Origin of the sequence: uncultured Turicibacter sp., assembly GCF_938044715.1 — a bacterium.
Lineage (GTDB): Bacteria > Bacillota_I > Bacilli_A > MOL361 > Turicibacteraceae > Turicibacter > Turicibacter sanguinis.
The window spans coordinates 1-23,995 of the sequence record NZ_CALIOS010000051.1 but is presented as its reverse complement, the minus strand read 5'-3'; the positions used below and the strand labels follow the sequence as shown (position 1 = coordinate 23,995).

The following is a 23,995-nucleotide window of genomic DNA, read 5'->3' as shown; positions in this document are numbered from 1 at the left end:
TCTTCCTAATGATGGTTTGGTTGCTTTTCATTATAGTTCTTATGGGACTTTTTGTGTACACTCAAAAAGCTCTATAATCCCTACAGTAGTTTTACCCACTACAGAAATTATAGAGCCAAGATACTCCCCTATTCGACATAGGGGAGTATCTTGTTTTAAAACGACGAAGTGGTCCTAACTCTTCCGTTTTATTTATTAAGTTATAGCATATCTCACTCAACAGATTTTAGAGCCTCGAGCATATTGACTTTCTTAAGGTGTTGGTTCACAAAGATACCCAGAACCTGTCAGAATGATAATGATTACTAGTGTTGGAACAGCGTAGATGAGCCAGCCAAGATTTGGATTGAACATAATATTTTCAGGTGGGATAACATCTACCATGTATTGATGCAGTCCCAAACCAAGTCCGAATTCAACCAAGATACCAATGATAGAAAGACAAATTGTTTCTCGATAGATGTAGAGCGTCACTTCTTTATTAAAGAAACCTAGAACCTTAATGGTTGATAATTCGCGGATACGCTCTGCCACATTGATATTCGTTAAATTGAAGAGAACAACAAAAGCAAGAAGAATAGAAACACTAATCAAAACTCCCATAACACGGCTAAGTGAGTTGACGATGGTCTTGATTTGTGCCTTTAGAGTAGTATTTTGGACATCCCCTTTTACACCATCAAGAGACATAAATCGACTGGCTGTTTGCTCAACATTTTTGTCTGAATGATCTTTCAGTGTAAGTATCGTAGCATTTTGGCTAGCCTCTTTTCCGAAAGCATCCTTATAAGTAGATTCGTTCATAAAGATGAAGTACCCCATGTACATCTCAGAAATACCAGCAACTTTGAGTTTGATGTCTTTGTCCTGGCTATTTTGAACGGTTACTTCATCACCTACAGAAATACCAGCTAGGTCCGCCAATTTCTCTGAGATAATAATGCCTTTTTCAGTCAAATCAAGCTTCTGACCAGTTTCACGATGATTGAGTTTGATGTAATTTTGAAGTGTTTTTTGATCTTTATCATTGACAACAAGTGTTGTGATATCTTGACGATCGTTATTACTTCCTACATCTAACAGGTGCTACGGACGTTATCGGTAAGCATCTAGCAAAGAAACCGTCTAGTGAAGGCTATCATATCATCCTCCACGGTCGCAATCCTCAAAAGCTGGAATTGGCTACTCAGGAGGTTCGGGCAGTCTCCTTGAGAGGCAGAGTGTCTAGCTACTTGGCTGATTTTTCAAAATTAGATAATGTTTATCGATTTGTGGAGGAAATCAAGCGAGACTTTCAAAGGATTGATATCTTATTTAACAATGCAGGTCTGTATGCAGGGAAAGAGCGAAAAGCGAGTGGTGAAAATGTCGAACTAACTTTCATGTTATCCGTTCTGGTTCCCTATATTTTTATAACAGAGCTAATCCCCTTGTTAGAAAAATTGCCTGATGGCCTTGTTATCAATACCTCTTCCTATATGCACCATTTTGCGAAAGTGAAGGATTTGGACTTTGGCTTTGAGAAAGAATACAATCCCGGTTTGGCCTACAATAATTCCAAGCTCTACACCATTTGGATGACACGCTATCTAGCAAGAGATTTCTTTTTAAAAGGTTCAAATACCACTATTAATGCCTACCATCTCGGCTTGATTTTAACCAACTTAGGGAATAATTCTAGTGATAAAAAGACGGAAAAGTCTCTCTTCGGACGCTTGATGAAGTCTCTTTCAAAAGATCTAGATCAGGGAATCGAAACAGGCTATTATCTCACCTTATCAGAGGAAGTCAGTGGCTTGACTGGCTACTACTTTGATGAAAAGAAAGTCAAGTCGGTATCTGAAAAAGGCTACTCATTTGAAAAAACACAGAAATTAATGAATTACTGCCAAGAAAAGGTCAAAATGTTTAAAGAAAAGCAGAATGTTTAATATCATAAATATAAGAAAAAAGCTCAAGTTTTCATTAATAAAACTTGATCTTTTCTTATACAAGAGTTAATAAAATCGTAATTACCAGAGCGATTCCGATCCGAATCAGGTAGTGGGCTACTAGATGGAAATTTCCTTTATGCTTGCCATTCCAATAGGCTCCGTAGCAAATCAAGCTAACTCCGATCAGCCAAAGGAATAAAGCAACAATCGGCAAAAGGAAGTAAAGGATGAGAGAAGGTCGCAAGGTTGCTTCCGATAAGGAGAAGCCGATTTCCTAGAGTATTCTTGTGCTTTCTTAATTCTGAAAGACTGGCCATTAAATGAAGAAGAGCAAAAGCAAGGGATAAGAAAGCTGTGAAAATACCAAGAAGAATGAGAAGGAGCATAGTTTTCCTTTCTATGATACATGATGTAAAGTCGCACCTTAGTTAGAAGCGACGTTTAAAATCTCCAAATAAAACTGGACTACTTCCTGCTCGCTGTAGGACTTGCCTTTTTTCAACCACCAGGTCAGGGTTTCAATGAAGTTGGTTATAACCAGGTGCTTGAGATATGAGTGAGGAATGTTGGGGTGTGATTGAATCAGTTCATCAGCTACCATTGGATAGACGTCATGTTCCAGTTCTTTTCGCAGCTGCCGGATAAAATAATCGTTTTTTGAAAGCAAGAGACTGGTTACATGGTCTTGATTTTTCTTGAAATGTTGAAAGATATGGGCCAGGTAGTCTTGTGGAGAGAGGTATTGAGTACGCTCAAACAAATGGTGAAAGAGCTTTTGGCAGAGCTCATCCAGTAGTAACTCTTTGCTCTCATAATGGCTGTAAAAGGTCGAACGCCCCACATCAGCCAAGTCAATAATCTCCTGAACGGTGATGGCCTCATAATCTTTTTGGTTAAGTAAGTACAAGAAAGCTTGATAGATGGCTTTTCTAGTCTTGGTAATGCGACGATCTTGTGCAGTCATATGGACACTATGAACAAACTGTTCAGTAACGTACACAGCGAACGGTTTGCCCCTATCCTTTCTGTTGGTAGTATTGGATAATAGATATTGAATATGATGTTCGTGAATCTATTATACCAAAGGAAGGTAAAAAATGAGTTCAAAATATGCAGTCTGGTTGGCTTTTTTCTTGAATCTAAGCTTTTCCATTGTTGAGTTTATTGCAGGGGGAATCTTTGTTTCCAGTGCTGTTCTCGCTGACTCTGTCCATGACTTGGGGGATGCTCTAGCCATTGGCCTCTCGGCCTTTCTAGAAACAATCTCCAATCGTGAAGAAGATAGTCGCTATACCCTAGGCTACAAGCGTTTTAGCTTATTAGGGGCTTTGGTAACGGCAGTCATTCTGATGACAGGGTCTGGTATGGTGATTTTAGAAAATATAAGCAAGCTTTTCCACCCACAACCCGTCAATGACGAAGGGCTTCTTTGGTTGGGAATTATTGCTATCAGTGTCAATCTGCTGGCTAGTCTGGTCATTCGTAAGGGTCAGACCAAGAATGAGTCTATTCTCAGCCTGCATTTTTTGGAAGATACCTTAGGTTGGTTGGCTGTCATCCTGATGGCCATTGTCCTCCGATTTACGGACTGGTATATCCTAGATCCCCTCTTGTCTCTTGCTATTTCCTTCTTTATTCTGTCCAAAGCCATTCCACGTTTTTGGAGCACGCTCAAGATTTTCCTGGATGCTGTGCCAGAAGGGGTAGATATCAAGCAAGTTAAGAATGACTTAGAGCAGTTGGATAATGTTGCTAGTATCAATCAGCTTAATCTTTGGACCATGGACGGCTTGGAGAAAAATGCTATTGTCCATGTTTGTCTGGAGCATGTCAAACATATCGAGGTCTGTAAAGAGTCTATCCGAGACTTGCTCAAAGAGAGTGGCTTTCAAAATGTCACCATCGAAGTTGATGAAGACTTGGCAACCCACCAAGCTCACAAGCGAAATATCGAAGAGCTAGAAGCAGAAAGTGAGCAGCAACACCATCATTAAGGTTTGTTTTTAAACTCTTAGAGTCTACCTTTAAGAGTTATTTTGATACCAAGTTCCCTAAAGTGATCCTTTTCATGATAAAATAGAACAAATGTAGAACAAGGATTAATTATGAGTAAGAGAGCTGTGTTGATGATGACCTTTGGGTCACCAGAAGAGATTACCTATGAAGGAGTAGCGGAGTTTTTCACGAATATACGGCGTGGTGTTCGTCCTGAACCACATAAAATTCAGACTTTACATGACAATTACCTCCGAATTGGTGGAACTCCACTCCAAAGGATAACCAGAGAAGAGGTGGATTTGGTTGCTTCTGCTCTTGGAGAACAAGTGTCGGTTTACTTTGCCAATAAATTTTCACGATCTTTCATTACAGATGTGATTACACAGATGGAGAATGACGGAATTGAAGAATGTTTGTGCTTGATTTTAGAGCCCCATTATTCTTACTATTCTGTCATGGGATATGAGAAATTTTTAGAAAGTGAGCATATTAGGTTCCAAATTATCAAGGACTGGTACCGCGAACCTTCTCTTCTTCATTATTGGGCTGATGAAATCCGAAAGATTTTAGATCAGATTGGAGACGACAGTTATAAGGTGATTTTTTCAGCTCACAGTGTCCCAGTTTTGGCACTAGATTTTGGTGACCCTTATATCGACCAGATTTATGATAATAGTCGCTTGATTGCGGAGGATTTAGGACTTAGAGAAGAGCAGTACACTAATACTTGGCAGAGTGAGAGTGATATAGGTATTCCTTGGATTAAGCCTGATGTCTTAGAATATCTACGAGATGAGCGTGAACACCCAGACCACTATATTTTTGTCCCTATTGTCTTTATTAGTGAGCATATTGAGGTTCTTTTTGATAATGATGTGGAATGTAAGGAACTTTGCCAAGAGCTAGGTGTAGCCTATCACAGACCTCCCATGCCAAATCGCGATCCTCGTTTAATCAAGGCCCTTCTTTCGGCTATTCAGTCTCATATAGACGGTGACTATAGTTACTATCAACCTCAGCTTGAGACCTTTGATGAGCTGGAAACTCCTTCTAGCACAGGTCAGATTTTGGATGAGGAAAAGGACATTCAAATGCCCGATTTCGTCAAGAAATTGATTGCTAAAAAAGGTCTAGAAAATGTCAAGATGCCATATCTATTTAAGAAAATGCTTGAAAAGAAGTATGGAAAAAAATATGATTAGTTGCTATTGTTTGAAAGTAATTTGGAGGGCATGATGTGAGCTAAAGCTTGCCTAAAAGTGTATACTAACTATAACTAAAGAAATAGAGGTAGATATATGAAATCAGCAGTTTATACCAAAGCTGGACAAGTGGGGCTGGCAGAAATTGATCGCCCGCAAATCGTGGCAGCAGATGATGCCATTATCAAGATAGTACGTACTTGCGTTTGTGGATCTGACCTTTGGAGTTACCGTAATCCGGAAATGGAAGAGGGACATAGAAATAGTGGTCATGAGGCTATCGGAATTGTCGAAGAAGTTGGTGAGCAAGTTACTACGGTAAAACCAGGAGACTTTGTCATTGCACCTTTCACACATGGGTGTGGTCAGTGTGATGCTTGTCGAGCTGGTTTTGACGGCTCTTGTGATAACCACTCAGGTAATAACTGGTCTGAGGGCGTGCAGGCTGAGTATATCCGTTTCCACTTTGCCAACTGGGCCCTTGTCAAAATTCTTGGGCAACCCTCAGATTATAGCGAAGGCATGCTCAAGTCACTTTTGACACTTGCTGATGTTATGCCGACGGGTTACCATGCTGCGCGTGTGGCTAATGTACAAAAGGGTGATAAGGTTGTCGTTATCGGAGATGGGGCTGTTGGTCAATGTGCTGTCATTGCATCTAAGATGCGTGGAGCTTCTCAAATTGTCCTTATGAGCCGTCACGAAGATCGTCAAAAGATGGCTTTGGAGTCAGGTGCGACTGCGGTTGTAGCTGAGCGTGGCGAAAAAGGCATTGACAAAGTCCGTGAAATCCTCGGGGGAGGAGCAGATGCAGCTCTCGAGTGTGTCGGTACTGAAGCAGCAGTAGAACAAGCTCTTGGTGTCCTCCATAACGGTGGTCGTATGGGATTTGTCGGTGTGCCTCATTATAATAACCGTTCCCTTGGTTCGACCTTTGCCCAAAATATTTTAGTGGCGGGAGGGGTAGCCTCTGTCACAACCTATGATAAACAAGTTTTGTTAAAAGCTGTTCTTGATGGCGACATCAATCCAGGCCGAGTCTTTACGACAAGTTATAAATTGGAAGATATTAATCAGGCTTATAAAGATATGGATGAACGCAAGTCTATTAAATCTATGATTGTTTTAGATTAGTTAAGTTATACAAAAGTCTTGGTAATGCAAGAGAGCTGTGTTTCCAAGCCTTTTTATATGTTGCAAAGGAGACAAAAAATGATTACAGTCGAAAGGGCTAGTCACACAGACCTTTATGACCAGGTGAACGTGATTCCGTTTGAAGAGATGGATCGTTTCATTAAGGAAAACATGTAAGATGAATGAGTTCGTAATCAGTATTGCAAGTAAAAAAGTTATGACCATTTAGCTCTTACATAAAGCAAATTAGAAAGGTATATATGAAGAAAGAACTCTTATTTTCAGTCTTTTAGCAATACTTGGTCTTGTTTGTGTAGGTGGTTGGTATTTTATTTCCCAAAACCAAGCGCAGGCCGTAAAAGCAGAAGCAAGAAAAACATTTATTCAATCAAGCCGTCCAACCATCTTTTTTCATGGTTGGGAGCTCAAGCAGTCATGCGGAAAGACACATGGCTAATGCAGCTAAAAAATCTGGCGTGACCCAAACCATTATCGAAGCCAATGTGGCTGAAGATGGGACCGTTACTCTGAAAGGGACTATTCAAAAAGATGCGGTCAATCCGATTGTCCTAGTCAATTTTGACAATAATTGAGGGGCCAGCACTCAGGACCAGAGCAACTATGCCTACGCTGTTGTCAAAGCTCTCCAGGATACCTACGAAATCACTGAGATGAACATGGTTGGTCACTCCTACGGCAATATAGCTATCGTCTATTATATGCTCCAGCATGGCAGTGATACCAGTCTGCCTAAACTAGTCAAACAAGTGGATATCGCCGGTCACTTTAACGGGATTATCGGCATGGATGAACCGGAAGAAAACTCTCTAGATGGCGAAGGAAAACCAACTAGCATGACCGGGTCATATGAGGAGCTCTTGTCTCTTGGAGACAACTATCCTCAAGGACAAGTTGAAGTCCTCAACATCTATGGCAATACAGGTAAAGAGAGTGATGAGCGCGTGACCAATCTATCCAGTCAATCCCTAGCCTATCTGCTTAAAGGTTATGTCAAATCCTACCAAGAAAAGAAAATCACAGGTCTTAACGGCCAACACAGTAAACTCCATGAAACAACCTTGGTCGATAAGCCTCTAAATGCTTTCTTATGGGGAAAATGAGTTGATAAGAATATAAAAAAATCTAGTAGAGGCTGTCTACTAGATTTTTTTAATACAATGATTGGGTTGGCAGAGAAGAGAAGTAAAAGAACGAATCCAATTTCATCTGACATTTCATGTAAAGAATGTTAAATAAAGATAAAATAATGTAATCGTTTACTTTTATTTCTCATAATATTTACAGCCTTGTTTTTGATGGAGTTCAGAAAGATGAAGTCTAGTGATTATAACAAGGTCAGAGGAGTTATTGTCGAGAATTGTAATAAAGTGAGTCTGCATTCTAAGGTTACTATCACTAAATTATATTGGACAGCCTTAGAAATACCAACTTACCACGTAACTTATACCTATTCTGATAAAACTAACGATGACCAGAAAGTAGTATTAGAGAAAATACGGCTATTCATGAAGAAGGGTCAAGTGACTCTTATGGCAATGTTCCAGAATATAAGGAATCGTTTTTGAAGCAGAAATCTGTCCAAAAGGTTGAGAAGAAAATTAAAAAAACAATTGAAGAAACAAAAACTCGGTCTTCCTATTAGTTCATTTAGTTTTCTATCTAACTTCAGTCATGATGAAAAGGAGAAAAATCTGGATACCTTATCCTCAGACAATCTCAAAGAAGGTAAGAAGGACTTTGCAGGTTACTATCAAATTTCATACCAAACCTTGATTGATAAAGAGTTGATTGAGATGGTCATTTATATCGATGAAAAGATAACAGTCAAATCACAAGATATGAAAGATGCGGCTAAAAAGTTAGATGCTAGTGATCTTCCGAATGGTGAATATAATTTCTTTTATTCCAATACCAAGGATGAGAATCAAGATTAAATCAGTTATTCTTTTAAAGTAAAAGATGGGAAAGTCGTTTTTTATGAGGATGAGAATCTAGTACTAGAAGATGATGATTAAAGGTGAGGAGATGAAGAAAAGTTATAAATTCTATTTATTTGTTATTATCAAGAATCTTCATTCTCACAATCCTTTTAAAAACTGGATAGGAGAGATTATTTCAGAGTATCGTGCATAGGTTCTTAACATCAGAAGATTTCGTGAGACAATAAAAGATGATTGAAATAATCTTTCTTGAATAGAACACAAATAAGACATGTTTCTGACTAAAACAGATTCATGTCTTTTTTAGGTGTTATGATTTAATCATCTATTTTTCTTGATTATAAGCTAATAGATTTTATGAAATCATATAATCAGTTTGAATTTTTGATATAATAATTCTTAAAACTTAGGAGGCAACAGATGATACATAAACATGAAATCCCAATTTTAGAGTTTGATGATAGTCCTCAGGCTGTGATTATGCCGACACATGAGGACTTAGATTTAGACTTGCCGGCTAGGTGTATTTACGCCTTTTTAGAAGAAGAGATTGAACGCTATGCGAACGCCGTTGAGGCTGATAAAGTTGGAGAGTTTGTCTCCGCGACCAAAACTTATCCTATATTTGTTATGACTTACAATGGGGAGGAGATTTGCTTGGCTCAAGCTCCAGTTGGATCAGCTGCAGCTGCACAATTTCTTGATTGGTTAATTGGTTATGGCGTAAAACAAATCATTTCAACTGGAACTTGTGGCGTTTTGGTAAACATGAAGGAAAATGTTTTTTTGATTCCTACTATAGCGTTGAGGGATGAAGGAGCGAGTTACCACTATGTTGCGCCATCCCGCTATATAGACATGAATAAACAAGCTCTGGAAGCTATTGAGAAAACTTTAAAACAAAAGAAAATCCCCTATGAAGAGGTCATGACCTGGTCGACAGATGGTTTTTATAGAGAAACACCAGATAAGGTTTCCTATCGTATTGAAGAGGGCTGTAGTGTTGTAGAGATGGAATGTTCTGCACTTGCAGCAGTTGCTCAACTTCGAGGAGCTATTTGGGGATTACTACTCTTTACGGCAGATTCCCTTGCAGATATTGACAATTACGATCAACGAGATTGGGGCTCAGAGGCTTTTGATAAGGCTTTAGAGCTTTGTCTGGATATCATTGTCCAGATGTAATCCTAATTCAATAGAAAAAAGAGCATGACTATATAATCGTGCTCTTTTTAGATGTAAGTTATTATTTCAAAATATCCCAAAGTTCTTGGGTAGTCTCAGCTACAAAATCTGGATTTTCAGCTAATAAGGTTTCGTTAGTCCCGAATCCCCAGGTAACCGCTATTGTTTTGATGCCAACTGTTTTTCCACCAATCAAATCAAACTTGGTATCACCAACAATGACAGAACTGTCCTTATTCGCATTATTTTCAGTGATAGCACGCTGCAAGACGTCAGCCTTGTGGAAAGCAGTAGGTGTGGCCCCATAGATACCGTCAAAAAACTCAGTGATGCCAAGGTACTCGCACATTTCCAGAGCGGTAGGCTCATTTTTGGAAGTCGTAATATAGATTTTCTTATTTGGATCGTGACTCAGCTTTTCTAGAACCTCTTTTATACCGTCGTAGAGGTGAGCTTCAAACTGTCCTTTGGTCTCATAATAGTCACGATAAATTTTGACAGCTTGGGCAGCACCTTCTTCGCTAATTTCTTCTTTGAATGTCACTTCTAGAGGTGGTCCCATAAAGGTTCGAATTTTTTGGTTGCTAGGAACAGGTAGGCCCAGTCTTTCAAAGGTTTGGACAAAACCATTGTGGATGCCCTCGGAACTATCTATAAGAGTACCATCAAGGTCGAAGAAAATGTGTGTAAATGTCATATGATTCTCCAATACAATGTTATTTGTTTATTATATCATGATAGGACAAAATGCAAAGTCAAACAATACAAGTCAGACTTTCAAAGAGAAGACGATTGTGCTTGATTTTTATAGGGTGTAGTTGAAAAAAAGCTTCCAAACATATTGTTATCCTCTAAGGGGTGAGACAACCGGTCAAACTGGAAGTCAAGATTTTTCAATCCTTTTTAAGAAACAATACAAGGATAAAAAAGTGATTTCAGTGGGTTGGCAGGAAAATCCAGATTTAGAAAAGATTGTTGAGTTAGAACCTGATTTAATACTTATGACAGGAGAGCGAAAGGATCTTTATGAAGATTTGTCTGAGATTGCACCAACTGTTGGCTATTTATAGCAACACAAATGAAAAGCAGACATCTTTGACAAACGTGATGAAATGAAGAAAGATCTCGATAGAGTTGATGCTAAGGAGGCTGTTTTTGCGGAAAATGTCAAAGCTAAATTTAGCTTCCAAAAACTTATGTATTTGAGCGTGACTGTCAATGAAATCCGTTACTATACTTACGGGCATCTTGGTTACCTGTATGATACTTATAAGTTCAATCGTGTGAAACCTATAATCCAGATGATATGTTCCAACTTAAAAACTCACCTATCTGGAGTAAGCTTAAAGCTGTTCAAAATAATAAGGCTATCTATGCAGATTATTTAACTTATATGCTTGGATTTGGCATTGTGTCGCAAGAAATAATTATGAAACAAATAGCTGATGAATGGGGATTGAATTAAACTAAAAGGGGATCTAGCTGACAAACAAACGTCTGGTGTGTTTCTCAAAGAAAAATAGAGCTGAATAGTCATAGGAATCCAAAGCAATGGTTCACATAGGATAACGCCAAGATAGCCCATATAAAGAATGACAAACACAACAAAGAGAATTTTACCAAAAAGCTCAATAAAGCTAGAGGTTTTTGGTGTGAGTTTTTTACCTAGCCCCTGGAGACTATTTCTAAAGATGAAGAGTATTCCCAAAATAGGATAAAAAGGGAACTGATACGCAAGTAGCGGTCGGCGTTGTTGATAATCATAGCATTATCAGACCCAGAAATAAGACCAGCCAAGAAGGGACTTATCATATAGAGTAGGACACAAGCAATAATGGACCAAATGATAGAGACAAGGCATGACTGTTTTGACCCTTCGACAATACGTTTAAACTGTTGGGCTCCGAAATTCTGTGAGGTGAAGGTCGTCACCCAGCAGCAAGGGAGGTCAAGGGTAGAACCGCAAAGGACATAATTCGTCTTGCTGCCACCTGAGCACTAATGATGAGAGGGCAGAAGCCATTAATGGCGTACTGTAAGGTCACAGTTCCAATAGAAACAATGGAATTCATGAGGCCCATGGCCATTCCTTGTCCAAAAAGGTCCAGATAAAGGCTTGAATCAAGAACAAAGTCAGACTTATGTAGTAGGAGAAAGGTCACCTTTTTCTTAATATAGTAAAGACAGAGTATAGCTGACAACCCCTGTGAGATAATAGTTACTAAGCCTGCTGATTGTACGCCAAGATGGAGCTGTGTAATAAAAAAGTCTAAAATGATATTAACTAAGGCTGAAAAAAATCAGGAAGTAGAGAGCTGTGAGGCTATCCCCAACCGCCCTAAGAAGCCCTGCGCACAGATTATAACCCAAGCTTACCCCAACACAAGACACAATCATAGAAATATACTGGTAGGACTGTCTAATGATAGAACTAGGAGTTCCTAAAAAGTTAGCAAAGGATAAAGACCAAAATGCCCTAAAAACATAACTGAGACACTTAAGCCTAGACCAATAACAAGTGTGGTAGCTACAGATTGACGAAGCTTATCATATTTTTGCGCACCATAATAACATGCAATAACAACCCCCCATATCATTTCTAACACCAAGGGCAAATCCGATTACCAAATCAAAAATAGAAGAGGAAGCCCCAACAGCAGCCCCAGGCATCAGGTCCTAGAAAGCGTCCCACAATCATGACATCAGCAGTATTGTAGAGCTGCTGGAAAATATTAGAAACTAGAGTAGGCAGAGCAAAGATTAAAAGAGACCTCAAAATTGGGCCTCCTAAAAGATCAACTGACGAATTTTTTATAGTACTATTATAACAAGAGAGTAATCGTGAAACAATAATAAAAAGTCACCCTAGGATGACTTTTTCATAGACTTTAGATAGCGGTTGAGCTTTTGTGACATATGGATATAACTGGCCGCAATCATTGGAAGCTGTAAGTAAATATAGGGAAGGGTGTACTGGCTCTTGGTCTCAGAAATGAGATGGAATAGAAGCCCTCCAAAAAATAGAATGAGGAAAGAAAATGTCAAAAAATTCAAGGTTCAATGAAGATTTTAGTTATATCATGTTGATTGTAAGTCTACTAACAGTCTTTTCTGTGCTCTTTATAAAACTTACATACTTAGTAGCATTACCTTATTATAAAGTTATAACAAACTTGTTCTCAGAAAAAGTTAGCCAGTCTTAAGCTCAAAAGTTCAAAAATTGGATGCGCTTTCTTACTGTAGGCTGATTTGTAGATATTAACAGTATTGAAGACAACAAACGTATCAAAAATGCTTCTGTTACTTTATCATTTTTACCAATAGCACTTCTTGTGTATTTAATTACTGCTCCATTAACTTATGATGCTTCTTCAGACTCAATAATATGGGTGATTTCATTTATTTTTCTGTGTTTTACAATAGGTAGTGTAATTGGATTTTACAAAAATTTTAAGTTTACAAAAAATACTCAAGATTACCACAAGAATATGTATTGAATAATAAATATAAAATAAACCACTAATATAATGAAAAAAAGGAACCTACTAAGTTCCTTTTTTATTACAGTTAAACTAACATTAACAACCACTAGGCATTACATAATGGTTGGTGGAATGTTCAATTTATTTCATTCGCATGCTGTCAATTTTTTCTTCAGTTGGTGTGACACGTAAGGTTTTTTGTCCCGTATAAGTCACAAATCCAGGCTTACCTGCTGTTGGTTTGTTGAGTTTCTTAACATCAATCATATCTACTTGAACCAAGTTTGATAGACGAGCCTTAGAGTAGTAGGCAGCTAGTTCTGCCGCATCAGTCTTGACCTCATCGGTTGGGTTAAGATTGTCCTTGATGACCACGTGACTACCTGGAATATCCTTGGCGTGGAACCAGAGCTCACCTTTTTTAGCTATCTTGAAGGTCAACTCCTCGTTTTGTAGGTTATTACGACCAACCATGATAATGGTCTTGCCATCAGAAGCTAGATAACGTTCAGGTTTCTTGCGTTTCTGACGTTTGTCAGTTGAACGACGCCTCATAAAGCCAGCTTGTACAAGCTCCTCACGAATGTCTTCGATCTCATCCATGTTAGCTTGAGAAAGACTGAACTCGACACTTTCCAAATAGTTAATGGTTTGCTTGGTTTCTTCAATTAAACCAGTTAAGTGCTTAACAGCTTCCTTGAGTTTCTGGTATTTCTTGAAGTAACGCTGAGCATTCTGGTTAGGCGTTAGAGCCACATTTAGAGGAATGGTAATCTTTTCGCCAGTATAGTAGTTGTCTAGTTCTACACTATCCTTGTCATTTGGCACCATGCTCAGAAAGGTTGTTAAAAGTTCACCTTTTTGACGGAACTCCTCAGCATTTTCAGTAGCAGCAAGCTCTTTTTCTTGTTTAACAAGTTTCTTCTTGTTTTTTTCCAGTTCATTTTGCACACGATGGATCAAATCACTAGCCTGTTGAGCCACACGGTCACGCGCCGCCTTGTCCAAGTAGTAGTAGTCCAAAAGCTCTGACAAGGTCTCAAACTCAGGTTGGTCCTGACTATCTGAGAATCTTACAGCTGAAAATGCCTTAGTCGTAAGATTAGGTTCGACCCCACGATTAAAGAAGTCACGAAAATTCTTGAGTTTATCAGTCTCTAATAAAGCTGATAATTCATTAGCCGTATCACGCCCCAACCCTTGGAAGAGTTTTTGAAGGTTTTTAGCTGACAAATCCTCCGTCTGTAAGAGTTCAAAGAGATTTTCGTCTGAAATATCGAAAGGATTCCTAGCATCTGTCTTTGGCGGAGCAATGTAGGTAGAGCCAGGCAAAATAGTTCGGTAACTATTTTGCGAGAAACCAACGTGCTTGATAGACTCTATGATTTTGTTCTCGTTCTTGTCAATAAGGATAATGTTGGAGTGTTTCCCCATGATTTCCATAACAAGAGTAACCTTAACACTGTCACCGATTTCGTTTTTGTTAGACACGGAAATCTCAAGAACACGGTCATTTTCCAGCTGCTGGATATCCTCAATAACAGCTCCCTGAAGGTATTTACGCATAATCATGGTATAGGTGTTTGGATTCTGAGGATTTGGCAACTCTGCCTTGGTTGTCTGGATACGCCCAAAGACAGGGTGAGCCGAAAGCAAAAGCTTGTAATTCTGACGATTGTTACGAATGGTCAACACCAATTCACGCTCAAAAGGCTGATTAACCTTCTGGATACGCCCGTAAAGCACCTGCTCACGTAACTCGGCCGTCATATGATGAAGAAAAAAGCCGTCAAAAGACATGATGCACTTCCTTTCTTGTTAGTGGTAATGGTTGTTATTTTAATTGTGATAATATATAAAATGCTTAACTATTATAGCATAAATCCGGTAGAAATGTTTGGGGAGGGTCGAGAATCTAAACTGATTATTTTAATCTATTATAAATTATCATAAAAAATGGTATGACATAAGTAGCTAAAACATATCAAAATTCTTCAAATATTCTTTTGAATTATATTCTAGGGTAGTGTAAAATAAGTTGTGTAAACACAAAATTATTGATAGTATCCGATGATTTTAAGATATAGAGTAGTTAGAAATGAATTTAGTATGGTGGTTTAAAGTGGAAAAAGGAACGATTATATTTCAGCGTGATGAGTTTGATAATTATTATAGAAGTGTATTAAATGGTGGTAAATATGTTGATCCTGATTGTAGAGAGGACATTGATACACCCTACTATAATTTTTTAACGGAATTTCTAAGAAAAAGAGAGAGTGAAAGTAATTATAAAAATAAATATTCTTTTATTCCCCCTAAACTTGCTAAACTAACTAGTGACAGTGAGAAAAAGATAAAAGATAATGATAAATATAAAATTGTTGTGAAGCAAAATGACGAATTGCTGTTCAGACTTACTTCAGATCAATTTGGTTTTTCGGGAGATGAATATGTATATCAGCAATCCTATGGTCATCTCAAGTATCCTTTAGCTAGAATTAATTATTTATCTAAAAATGAATCTATTGATGAGAGAAAGAGGATTTTAAATAAACTAATTAATTATGTGAAAAATACAAGAACGCTTGGTGGATCTTTTATCTGGCCTACGCCTAAGAAAAGTGAAGGTTTTCGAAATAGCAAATATAATATGAGTCGTGGTGTAGGTTCTTATATAGAAGATCGAGTAGATTTAACTCTTTTAGAGATTAAACATGCACTAGATGGGGAATATCATAAATCTCAACATAAAGATGATATCCTATATGCTCTTTATATTAAAAACACAGATGGTATACGAACATGGTTGGACCATTTTGAGACATTTGAGAAATTTGTTGATTATTTTATGTTTAATAATTTTATTGAAAATGGAATGCCAATTAACATCTTGACAGGTAAGGCTATTTGTGAAGAAGAAGTAAAAAAATATAAAAATAAAACATGTCAGATCAAGAATCTCAAATTAAGTGAACTGTTAGAGATGATTGAGAGATTAGAAAACATGATAATTAATAGAACATGTCTGATGGAAGAACATATAAAGGATTATATAGTAAAGAGATATAATATGGATTGAGCTCCCTTTATCTATAACAGGTAGTGTAAAATAAGTTGTGTAAATACAAAAATAATTGACAGTATCTTGTTGGTTGAAAAGTCTTTACAAATTTGGTAAAATTCCTATAGAAATGATGATAATGGAACGTCGTGGAATATCAACATGACGTTTTAACGCAACGGGGAAAACTCTTGCGTTTTTTGTTTTGAAAGTCTGTTATAGTTAAATAGACAAAATGTCTTTAATAAAGAGTGCCCCTAACCCAAGATTAATGTGTGATGATAGTTATGGTAAAAAATAAATTAAGCTAGGAAGTTAAGAATATGGAAATCAAAAATCACTTTGGTGTATACGGAGTCTGCCTTCAAGAAGGGAAATTGCTATGCATTGAGAAAACGAGAGGACCTTATCAGAATCGTTTTGATTTACCGGGTGGTGGTCAAGAACTAGGTGAGGGACTGACAGAAACCCTCGAAAGAGAGGTTCTGGAAGAGACGGGCTATACGCTTAGCCGTTATTCAAATCCTAGGATTTATAATGTAATGGTTCAAGAAGGTGGGCAAGACTTCGCAGTACATCACATCATGGCCTTTTATGATATCGTACTCGATTTTGAGCGCTCTCAAAAATCCCTTCCTCAAGAGGTTCTTGATGGAAGCAATGATTCAGCAAATGCAATTTGGATTCCTTTCGAGCAGATTACCGAAAAAAATGCCTCACCCTTAGTGTTGAAGGTGAAGGCAGAGTTAGTTGGATTTCCAGAATTAGAACTGACAAGCTATATAAATTGGAAGACAAAAGAAGGATAACAAATGAAACCTCAAGAAATGTGGAATACCTATAAGCAAATTAACCCCTCGATCGGAGATGAAATCGATGCTTGGGCTTTTGGAGTAGAAGCCGATCTCTTGGCAGATTTGGAAGATAAAGACCTTACAAAGTGTTTAACCGTGTTTGTGATAGCTTTGAGAGCTATTCTAAGGGTTGCAGTGAAGCATAGCTAATGAAGCGCTTGGGTTATCTGAGCGCTTTTAAAAACTTGAAAAAACTTGATATAAAACGCCCTAATTGTTGGGAAATGTTGGTATAAAACACCACTATATTATTGGAAAATATGGGAATGGAAACCATAAATGTTAGAAAATACTAGAATATAAAAGTATATAGTGGCGCGTGGTGTAAGAATGTTGAGAAATGTTGCTATAAAACCCCTCTATAACGTCCATAGAGCGTCTTAAACAAAGAATAGTCCGATATACTCGGGCTATTTTTAAATGCACCCCCGCCCCTATTATGAGCCTAGGAGAGCCACAACAAGGTGTCTTCTTACGTCACGCACAATTTTTGAGGTTTTTTATAGGGTGTCTATACCAATTTATGCTAATGTTTGCTAAGATTTTCGCTATAATAGAATTACTTAAAAAAGCACGTATTTTTCTGTATCAATTATGAATAGCATAGGAAAGGAGAATAATATAATACTAACCTATGATGAATTTAAAGAGGCTATGGACAAGGGTTTTATTAAAGGTGATACTGTCCAGATTGTCCGAAAGAATGGTAAGATCCATGACAACGTTTTAGACGGTGAACGAGTTGAGCACACGAAACATTGAGTTTAGAAAAAGTATCGGATATAATAAAGGAGTTAGCGGACGAGTTAGGCGTTAGTAAGACATATATATATAAATCATACGAGTAGTCAATATTCATTCAGAACTACTTAAAAAAAGAATAGATTATTTTTAAATATTAAACAACAGGAAATAATAAAAAACTATTTAGATAAACCACCAACACAAGCACCAACAGCAGATAAAGAACCACCAACAGTAGATGTGTTTTTTTTACAAAACGAATTGGTAAAAAGAGGAGTAGAAATTGAAAAATTACATGAATTGTTAGACCAGCAACAACGATTAGCCTTACAAGATAAAAAGTTGTTAGAGGAATACAAAGCAGAAAACGACAGGTTAAAAGTTCTCAAAATGCCCTCACAGGAAACAGAATTCAAACACTTAGACAATCAATATAAAGATGAAGAGAACGCTCTTAAAGAGAAGTTGGAAAATTTGCAGGAACAAATCAAAGATCAAAAAAGGATAGAAGAACAAGAAAAACCAAGGAAATGGTGGGGACTATGGAAATGAGGGGAATCAAATGAGTCATTCGGAACAAATGATTGAAAACCAGTTCATACAAATCTTAAGTGAGAAAGAAAATCAGTGGACTTATCGTCCGGACTTGAAGTCGGAAGAAGCACTTTGGCAAAACTTTAGAAGCCATTTGAACCGAATAAATTTAGCAGTATTGGGAGAGCAACCATTAACGGACAAAGAATTTAAGCAAGTTAAAGTCGAGTTTTCACGTTTGACCGGAACGCCTTTTTTAGCTTCTCAATGGCTTAGAGGAGAAAACGGGGTGGCTCAAGTTTTATTAGAGCGAGAAGATGGGAAAAAAGTGACTTTAGAAGCCTTTAGAAATAAGGATATTTCAGGAGGAACTTCTTCTTATGAGGTAGTGCACCAAGTGGTCCCAGATTCCTCTAGAGTAGATCGTGGAGATGTGAGCTTGCTGATTAATGGACTCCCAATCATTCATATTGAGCTCAAAAAAGAGTCCGCTAAAGACGGTTTCATGCAAGCTTATTATCAAATTCAGCGTTATGCAGAAGATGGATTTTTTAAAGGGATTTACGCAACTACTCAAATCATGGTAATCTCCAATAAAGTTGATACCCGATACTTTGCAAGACCTAGTGAAGATACCGCTGAAGCCTATGCTCGGATGAAGAAGTTTTTATTTAATTGGCGGACTGAAGACAATCAAACGGTTTCCGATTTGTTTGATTTTACTCGTACAGTTTTGCGGATACCCGATGCCCATGAATTGATTAGCCAATATACCATTCTCGTCGATGATCAAAAAAATCAAAAATTCCTCATGGCTTTAAGACCTTACCAAATTCATGCTATTCGTAAGATTCGTCAAAAAGCGGCACAACATGAAGGAGGATTCATTTGGCATGCGACAGGTTCAGGAAAGACTATTACCAGTTTTGTCGCAACGAAATTATTAGCTCAAAATGCGATCGGTGTCGATCGTACGGTTATGGTTGTTGATAGAACAGACTTAGATGCTCAAACGCAGGATGAGTTTACGAAGTTTGCCTCGGAATACCATACCGGACAAACGACCGGAAATTCGGTAGCCAATACTTTGATTGTTGGGATCAAAAATCAAAAACAGTTGGCTCAAAACCTCCTTTCATCAAAAAATAATAATACGATTTTAGTGACCACGATTCAAAAACTCTCTGCAGCTATGTGAAGCGCTCAACAAGAGAGTGAAGAAAAAGGTTCCAATCAATTTGAGAAGCTACGGAAAGAACATATTGTTTTTATTGTTGATGAGGCTCATCGTGCGGTTAGTGATGAGGAAATGAAGCGAATTAAGAAAATATTACCCAATTCAACCTGGTTTGGATTAACGGGGACACCTATTTTTGAAGAAAATAAAAAGCAAGAAAATGGAACCTTTGCCAGAACGACGAGCCAGCAATACGGGCCACTCCTTCACTCCTATACAATCAAAAATGCCATGGATGATGGGGCTGTGTTAGGCTTTCAAGTCGAGTATCATTCACTGATTTCAGAAGAGGATCAGGAGGTGATTGTCACCCAACTCAATAAAGGAAAGTTGCCAGACGATGTCCTCCAACAAGAAAAATTATTGCCTACGGAACTGTATGAAACAGATGAACATATTCGTACCATGTTACAAAAAATCTTTAATCGGAGAAGTGTGGTCAAAAAGTTCAAGGTAAAGAATGGTTTTCCTACGATGTCAGCTATTCTTACCACTCACTCGATTGCCCAAGCCAAACATATTTACCGGATTTTAAAGGAAATGAAAGATAATGGGACACTCTTGAATGGGCGACAATTTGATGAACGTCATCAACTGATTGATAAAGATTTCCCAAGAGTAGCCATTACCTTCTCAACCAATCCGGATCAATTAGAAAAAAATGAACAAGACGATGAATTAGTAGAGATCATGAAAGAGTATGCGAAACAGTTTGATGCTTCTCCTTATCAAGATGAGAAACTCTACAATCAAAATATAAATAAACGGTTGGCCCGTAAGGAAAAGCAATATCAATCGGATGGTCAGTGGCTAGATTTTGTTATTGTTGTCGATCGTTTATTGACAGGCTTTGATTCTCCAACGATTCAAACCTTATATATTGATCGAGAAATGAACTATCAAAAGCTCCTTCAAGCGTTCTCAAGAACCAACCGTATTTATACAGGAAAAGATTCTGGGTTGATTGTCTCTTTTAGAAAGCCCTTTACCATGAGAGAAAATGTGCGAAACACGTTTCGTCTATTCTCAAATGAAAATCAAAACTTTGATCAACTGATTCCAAGAGAATATGAAGAAGTTAAAAGAGAATTTATCGAATGTTCAACACTTTATAAACAAAGCGAAGCTGACCTATCGGATAATCCCAATGATCTTAAAACGATGATTGCGCAAGTGAGTGCTTATCAAAAGCTAGAAAAGAGTTATAAAGCGCTCCGAAGCTATGATCAATACGAAGAGGACTTTGAAGAATTTTCAGAAGTAGTGGAGCAGTTGCCACAATATCAAGGAAAAACGGAAAATATTAAAATAAAGATTAAAGAAATGATCGAGGATGAGGAGCATCCTGAGGAAGACTTCGAGAAGCTTTTACAAGAGATTGCTTTTTCTTCGCAGCTCAATGCGACACATAAAGACGTCGTGGATAGTTTTTATATTAATCAACTTTTGAAAGCGATCCAATTAAACGAAGCAGGGGCCGTTGAAAAATTTGAAAAAGAAATCCAACAAAAGGATCCTCAAATCCAAAAGATGTATCACACCTTGAAAGATCAACTCGTCAATACTACTGAAGAGATCGATGTGGCTCAATTAAAAGAGACTTCGATTCAAAATGAAATTCAAAGACAACTTCAAAAAGAAGCTGAAGAATTTGGATTATCCTTCGACTTTTTACAGTCTGCAATGAACGAATATCAAAGCGATAAGAAAACGATCCCTTATTTAACCCATTTACTGGATTCGATGACTCTTAGTAAAGAAGAGTTCGAAGCCAAAACGGGTGAAAAATATAGAAGAAGAACAAAAGTTTTAGAAGAACGACTACAACAAAACTTTGAACAACTTCAAAAATGGAAGGAAGAATTATAATGGCGACAAGTTTAAACCAACAACTATGGGCTTCTGCGGATATCTTACGTGGGAAGATGGATGCAAGTGAGTACAAAAACTACTTACTGGGATTAATTTTCTATAAGTACTTGTCTGATAAGCAGCTTAGAGAAGTTTATGAACAAGAAAATGGAAAAACAGATACCTTCCCAGAACGCTCCACTCTGTATGCAGGGTTCATGGAGTGGTACGAAGAAGACAAAGACGATTTAATCGAAAATATCCAACCCAGACAAGGTTACTTTATCCAACCCGATCGATTGTTTTATCACTACCGCATCAAAGCTGATAACTATGAATTTAACTTGACCGACTTACAAGCAGGTTTTAATGAGTTGGAACGTCAAGGAGAAGAATTCAGTGGATTGTTTGCGGATATTGATTTAAACTCCACAAAATTAGGCTCAAATGCACAACAACGTAATGTGACGATTACTGAGGTCTTGCGTGCCTTAGATGAGATTGATTTATTTGAACACAATGGCGATGTGATTGGGGACGCTTATGAGTATTTAATCGGGATGTTTGCGGCAGGTGCAGGTAAAAAAGCAGGAGAGTTTTATACCCCTCAAGCTGTTTCACGCATCATGTCAGAAATTACGTCGATCGGGCAAGAATCTCGAGTGCCTTTTCATATTTACGATCCTGCGATGGGTTCGGGTTCTTTGATGCTTAATATCCGTCGCTATCTCATCCATCCAAATCAAGTCCATTATCATGGCCAAGAGTTAAATACGACGACCTTTAACTTAGCACGTATGAACTTAATTCTTCATGGAGTAGATAAAGAACGCATGAACCTGAATAACGGAGATACTTTAGATGCCGATTGGCCCTCAGAAGAGCCTTATCAGTTTGATTCTGTGGTCATGAACCCTCCTTATTCTGCGAAATGGTCAGCGGCAGATAAGTTTCTCTCTGATCCTCGCTTTGAACGTTTTGGGAAATTAGCGCCTAAATCTAAAGCGGACTTTGCCTTTCTCCTTCACGGTTTTTACCATTTGAAAGAATCAGGAACAATGGGGATTGTCCTGCCCCATGGCGTGCTCTTTAGAGGAGGCGCAGAAGGAACCATCCGTCAAGCTCTTTTAGAGATGGGAGCCATTGATGCGGTCATTGGCTTACCGGCCAATATCTTTTTTGGAACGAGTATTCCGACAACGGTTATTATTTTGAAGAAAAACCGTTCTCGGCGTGATGTCTTGTTTATCGATGCTTCTCAAGACTTTGAAAAACAAAAAAATCAAAATGTCCTGTTGGATGAACATATTGATAAAATTGTTTCTACCTACAAAAAGCGAGAAGATATTGAAAGATATGCTCATGTTGCAAGTTTTGATGAGATCCAAGAAAATGACTTTAACTTAAATATTCCTCGTTATGTCGATACCTTTGAGGAAGAAGAACCGGTTGATTTGGTTGAGGTGAATACCAATCTCCTTAAGATCAATGAAGAATTAGTTCAACAAGAACAAACGCTCTTATCTTTGATTGACGATTTTTCAGAAAGTAAAGAGAATCAAGCCTTGATTGAATCGATGCGTCTTCTTTTGAGAGGCGGTCATGATGAGTAAAAAAAGTCCACAATTAAGGTTTGAAGGTTTTACGGATGATTGGGAACAGCGTAAGTTAGGGGAACTTTCTCAAAAAATATCAGTAGGCATTGCTACATCTTCGAGTAAATATTTTAGTTCTCAAGATCATGGAGTTCCATTTATAAAAAATCAGGATATTAAAGAGAATAGAATAAATACCAAAAATTTAGAATATATTTCTAAAGAGTTTGATAATAAAAATAAAAATAAAAGAGTGAAGCAAGGCGACATAATTACAGCTAGAACTGGTTATCCAGGTCTAAGTGCTGTAGTACCCAAAGAGTTAGAAGGGGCGCAAACGTTCACCACACTAATTACTAGACCAATATCTGAAATGATTTTATCTGAATATATTTCAATATTTATAAATTCTCCATATGGTATGAAACAAATAAGTGGTATGGAAGCTGGCGGAGCTCAAAAAAATGTAAATGCTGGTATAGTGCAAAATTTACTTATACCGTTACCTTCTTTGGATGAACAAAAAAAAATATCTAATTTTATTTTAAAGTTAGATGACACTATCGCTCTTCATCAACGTAAGTTAGATTTGTTGAAAGAGCAGAAAAAAGGCTACTTGCAAAAAATGTTCCCTAAAAATGGTGCCAAAGTTCCTGAATTGCGATTTGCGGGGTTTGCTGACGATTGGGAAGTGCGTAAGTTGAACGAGGTTTCCGATATTTATGACGGAACCCACCAAACTCCTAAGTATCAAGATAATGGTGTGATGTTTCTTAGTGTTGAGAATATCAAGACTTTGACTTCAAATAAGTTCATTTCTCGTGAGGCTTTTGAAGATGAATTCAAAATAAGACCACAACGAGGTGATGTCTTGATGACTCGAATCGGGGATATAGGAACTGCGAATGTCGTTGAAACAGACGAAGACCTCGCCTATTACGTTAGTCTTGCACTATTCAAATCTGAGGAGTTAAATCCTTATTTCTTGCAGGCAAGTATTTATGCACCATTTGTACAAGACCAGATTTGGAAGAGGACTTTGCATATCGCCTTTCCAAAGAAAATTAACAAGAATGAGATTGGTCAAGTTCCAATCAATGTTCCGACACTAGCAGAACAGACGAAAATAGGCTCATTCTTCAAACAACTCGACAAAACTATCGCTCTTCATCAACGTAAGTTAGATTTGTTGAAAGAACAGAAAAAAGGCTTTTTACAAAAGA

General features: G+C 37.7%; 17 protein-coding genes and 5 pseudogenes. 16 read left to right on the top strand and 6 right to left on the bottom strand.

From position 1 onward, the window contains the following. Positions 1-252: 252 nt before the first annotated feature. Positions 253-957, bottom strand: a complete 705-nt coding sequence (locus tag QWC74_RS05810; RefSeq protein ID WP_014608264.1) for an ABC transporter permease — start codon at positions 955-957, stop codon at positions 253-255. Positions 958-1,088: 131 nt separating this feature from the next. Between QWC74_RS05810 and QWC74_RS05805 the strand changes: the two are divergent. After that, positions 1,089-1,931: pseudogene (locus QWC74_RS05805) on the top strand (SDR family NAD(P)-dependent oxidoreductase); the annotation flags it as partial. 427 nt (positions 1,932-2,358) lie between these two features. Here the strand turns inward: QWC74_RS05805 and QWC74_RS05800 are convergent. After that, positions 2,359-2,934, bottom strand: coding sequence for a TetR/AcrR family transcriptional regulator (locus QWC74_RS05800; RefSeq protein WP_011681093.1), 576 nt, complete (start codon positions 2,932-2,934; stop codon positions 2,359-2,361). Between the two features lie 97 nt (positions 2,935-3,031). Between QWC74_RS05800 and QWC74_RS05795 the strand changes: the two genes are divergently transcribed. The 7 genes and pseudogenes from QWC74_RS05795 to QWC74_RS05770 all read left to right on the top strand — a co-directional run bounded on the left by QWC74_RS05795 (position 3,032) and on the right by QWC74_RS05770 (position 9,414). Further along, complete coding sequence (locus tag QWC74_RS05795; RefSeq protein WP_011681094.1) at positions 3,032-3,928, top strand: cation diffusion facilitator family transporter; 897 nt, start codon at positions 3,032-3,034, stop codon at positions 3,926-3,928. Positions 3,929-4,039: 111 nt separating this feature from the next. Next, positions 4,040-5,134: a ferrochelatase gene (gene hemH / locus QWC74_RS05790; RefSeq protein ID WP_014621538.1), complete on the top strand. Its 1,095-nt coding sequence runs from the start codon at positions 4,040-4,042 to the stop codon at positions 5,132-5,134. A 96-nt stretch (positions 5,135-5,230) separates the two neighbouring features. Next, positions 5,231-5,587, top strand: a pseudogene (locus tag QWC74_RS14800) (alcohol dehydrogenase catalytic domain-containing protein); the annotation flags it as partial. A 69-nt stretch (positions 5,588-5,656) separates the two neighbouring features. Next, a complete protein-coding gene (locus tag QWC74_RS05785; protein ID WP_288993940.1) occupies positions 5,657-6,268 on the top strand; it encodes a zinc-binding dehydrogenase in 612 nt (203 codons plus the stop codon). Positions 6,269-6,651: 383 nt separating this feature from the next. Then, positions 6,652-7,389, top strand: a pseudogene (locus QWC74_RS05780) (alpha/beta hydrolase); the annotation flags it as partial. Positions 7,390-7,875: 486 nt separating this feature from the next. Then, the gene (locus QWC74_RS05775) at positions 7,876-8,223 is read left to right on the top strand and encodes a hypothetical protein (RefSeq protein WP_002948369.1); all 348 of its coding nucleotides are present in this window, start codon (positions 7,876-7,878) and stop codon (positions 8,221-8,223) included. Between the two features lie 426 nt (positions 8,224-8,649). Next, the gene (locus tag QWC74_RS05770; RefSeq protein WP_011681098.1) at positions 8,650-9,414 is read left to right on the top strand and encodes a nucleoside phosphorylase; all 765 of its coding nucleotides are present in this window, start codon (positions 8,650-8,652) and stop codon (positions 9,412-9,414) included. Positions 9,415-9,475: 61 nt separating this feature from the next. Here the strand turns inward: QWC74_RS05770 and QWC74_RS05765 are convergent, their stop codons facing one another. Beyond that, on the bottom strand, positions 9,476-10,111 hold the full coding sequence (locus tag QWC74_RS05765; RefSeq protein WP_014608272.1) for an HAD hydrolase-like protein: 636 nt from the start codon (positions 10,109-10,111) through the stop codon (positions 9,476-9,478). A 121-nt stretch (positions 10,112-10,232) separates the two neighbouring features. On the opposite strand from QWC74_RS05765, the gene QWC74_RS05760 reads away from it, so the two are divergent. Continuing rightward, a complete protein-coding gene (locus tag QWC74_RS05760; protein ID WP_023909622.1) occupies positions 10,233-10,484 on the top strand; it encodes an ABC transporter substrate-binding protein in 252 nt (83 codons plus the stop codon). Positions 10,485-11,079: 595 nt separating this feature from the next. On the opposite strand, the gene QWC74_RS14795 is transcribed toward QWC74_RS05760, so the two are convergent. The 3 genes and pseudogenes from QWC74_RS14795 to QWC74_RS05755 form a co-directional block, all read right to left on the bottom strand. Further along, entirely contained in the window at positions 11,080-11,346 is a 267-nt protein-coding gene (locus QWC74_RS14795; protein WP_014621542.1) for an MATE family efflux transporter, read from the bottom strand. A gap of 348 nt (positions 11,347-11,694) precedes the next feature. After that, a pseudogene (locus QWC74_RS14790) lies at positions 11,695-12,011 on the bottom strand (MATE family efflux transporter). A 1,026-nt stretch (positions 12,012-13,037) separates the two neighbouring features. Continuing rightward, positions 13,038-14,696: an NFACT family protein gene (locus QWC74_RS05755; protein WP_011681101.1), complete on the bottom strand. Its 1,659-nt coding sequence runs from the start codon at positions 14,694-14,696 to the stop codon at positions 13,038-13,040. A 322-nt stretch (positions 14,697-15,018) separates the two neighbouring features. Here QWC74_RS05755 and QWC74_RS05750 point away from each other — a divergent pair, with 322 nt between their 5' ends. The 7 genes and pseudogenes from QWC74_RS05750 to QWC74_RS05720 all read left to right on the top strand — a co-directional run. After that, positions 15,019-15,975: a hypothetical protein gene (locus QWC74_RS05750; RefSeq protein ID WP_014727508.1), complete on the top strand. Its 957-nt coding sequence runs from the start codon at positions 15,019-15,021 to the stop codon at positions 15,973-15,975. A gap of 305 nt (positions 15,976-16,280) precedes the next feature. Then, positions 16,281-16,766 carry an NUDIX hydrolase gene (locus QWC74_RS05745; RefSeq protein ID WP_011681103.1) on the top strand — a complete coding sequence of 162 codons (486 nt, stop codon included), beginning with the start codon at positions 16,281-16,283 and terminating at the stop codon, positions 16,764-16,766. A gap of 3 nt (positions 16,767-16,769) precedes the next feature. Further along, positions 16,770-16,961 (top strand): hypothetical protein, encoded by a 192-nt coding sequence (locus tag QWC74_RS05740; RefSeq protein ID WP_011681104.1) that lies wholly within the window; start codon positions 16,770-16,772, stop codon positions 16,959-16,961. Positions 16,962-17,855: 894 nt separating this feature from the next. Then, entirely contained in the window at positions 17,856-18,107 is a 252-nt protein-coding gene (locus QWC74_RS05735) for a DNA-binding protein (RefSeq protein ID WP_099421058.1), read from the top strand. A 10-nt stretch (positions 18,108-18,117) separates the two neighbouring features. Next, positions 18,118-21,195 (top strand): annotated as a pseudogene (locus QWC74_RS05730) (type I restriction endonuclease subunit R). Next, positions 21,195-22,790 (top strand): type I restriction-modification system subunit M, encoded by a 1,596-nt coding sequence (locus QWC74_RS05725; protein ID WP_024704247.1) that lies wholly within the window; start codon positions 21,195-21,197, stop codon positions 22,788-22,790. The pseudogene QWC74_RS05730 and the gene QWC74_RS05725 overlap by 1 nt, the downstream one beginning before the upstream one ends. Next, positions 22,783-23,995: restriction endonuclease subunit S (locus QWC74_RS05720; protein ID WP_288993939.1), on the top strand; the 1,213-nt coding region annotated here is incomplete at its 3' end. The genes QWC74_RS05725 and QWC74_RS05720, both read left to right, overlap by 8 nt.

Bases quoted from the DNA above. Each gene is read 5' to 3' on its own strand.
- QWC74_RS05725 (WP_024704247.1), top strand. From the start codon at position 21,195: ATGGCGACAAGTTTAAACCAACAACTATGGGCTTCTGCGGATATCTTA.
- hemH (WP_014621538.1), top strand. From the start codon at position 4,040: ATGAGTAAGAGAGCTGTGTTGATGATGACCTTTGGGTCACCAGAAGAG.
- QWC74_RS05795 (WP_011681094.1), top strand. From the start codon at position 3,032: ATGAGTTCAAAATATGCAGTCTGGTTGGCTTTTTTCTTGAATCTAAGC.
- QWC74_RS05755 (WP_011681101.1), bottom strand. From the start codon at position 14,696: ATGTCTTTTGACGGCTTTTTTCTTCATCATATGACGGCCGAGTTACGT.
- QWC74_RS05740 (WP_011681104.1), top strand. From the start codon at position 16,770: ATGAAACCTCAAGAAATGTGGAATACCTATAAGCAAATTAACCCCTCG.
- QWC74_RS05765 (WP_014608272.1), bottom strand. From the start codon at position 10,111: ATGACATTTACACACATTTTCTTCGACCTTGATGGTACTCTTATAGAT.
- QWC74_RS05785 (WP_288993940.1), top strand. From the start codon at position 5,657: ATGCTCAAGTCACTTTTGACACTTGCTGATGTTATGCCGACGGGTTAC.
- QWC74_RS05770 (WP_011681098.1), top strand. From the start codon at position 8,650: ATGATACATAAACATGAAATCCCAATTTTAGAGTTTGATGATAGTCCT.
- QWC74_RS05745 (WP_011681103.1), top strand. From the start codon at position 16,281: ATGGAAATCAAAAATCACTTTGGTGTATACGGAGTCTGCCTTCAAGAA.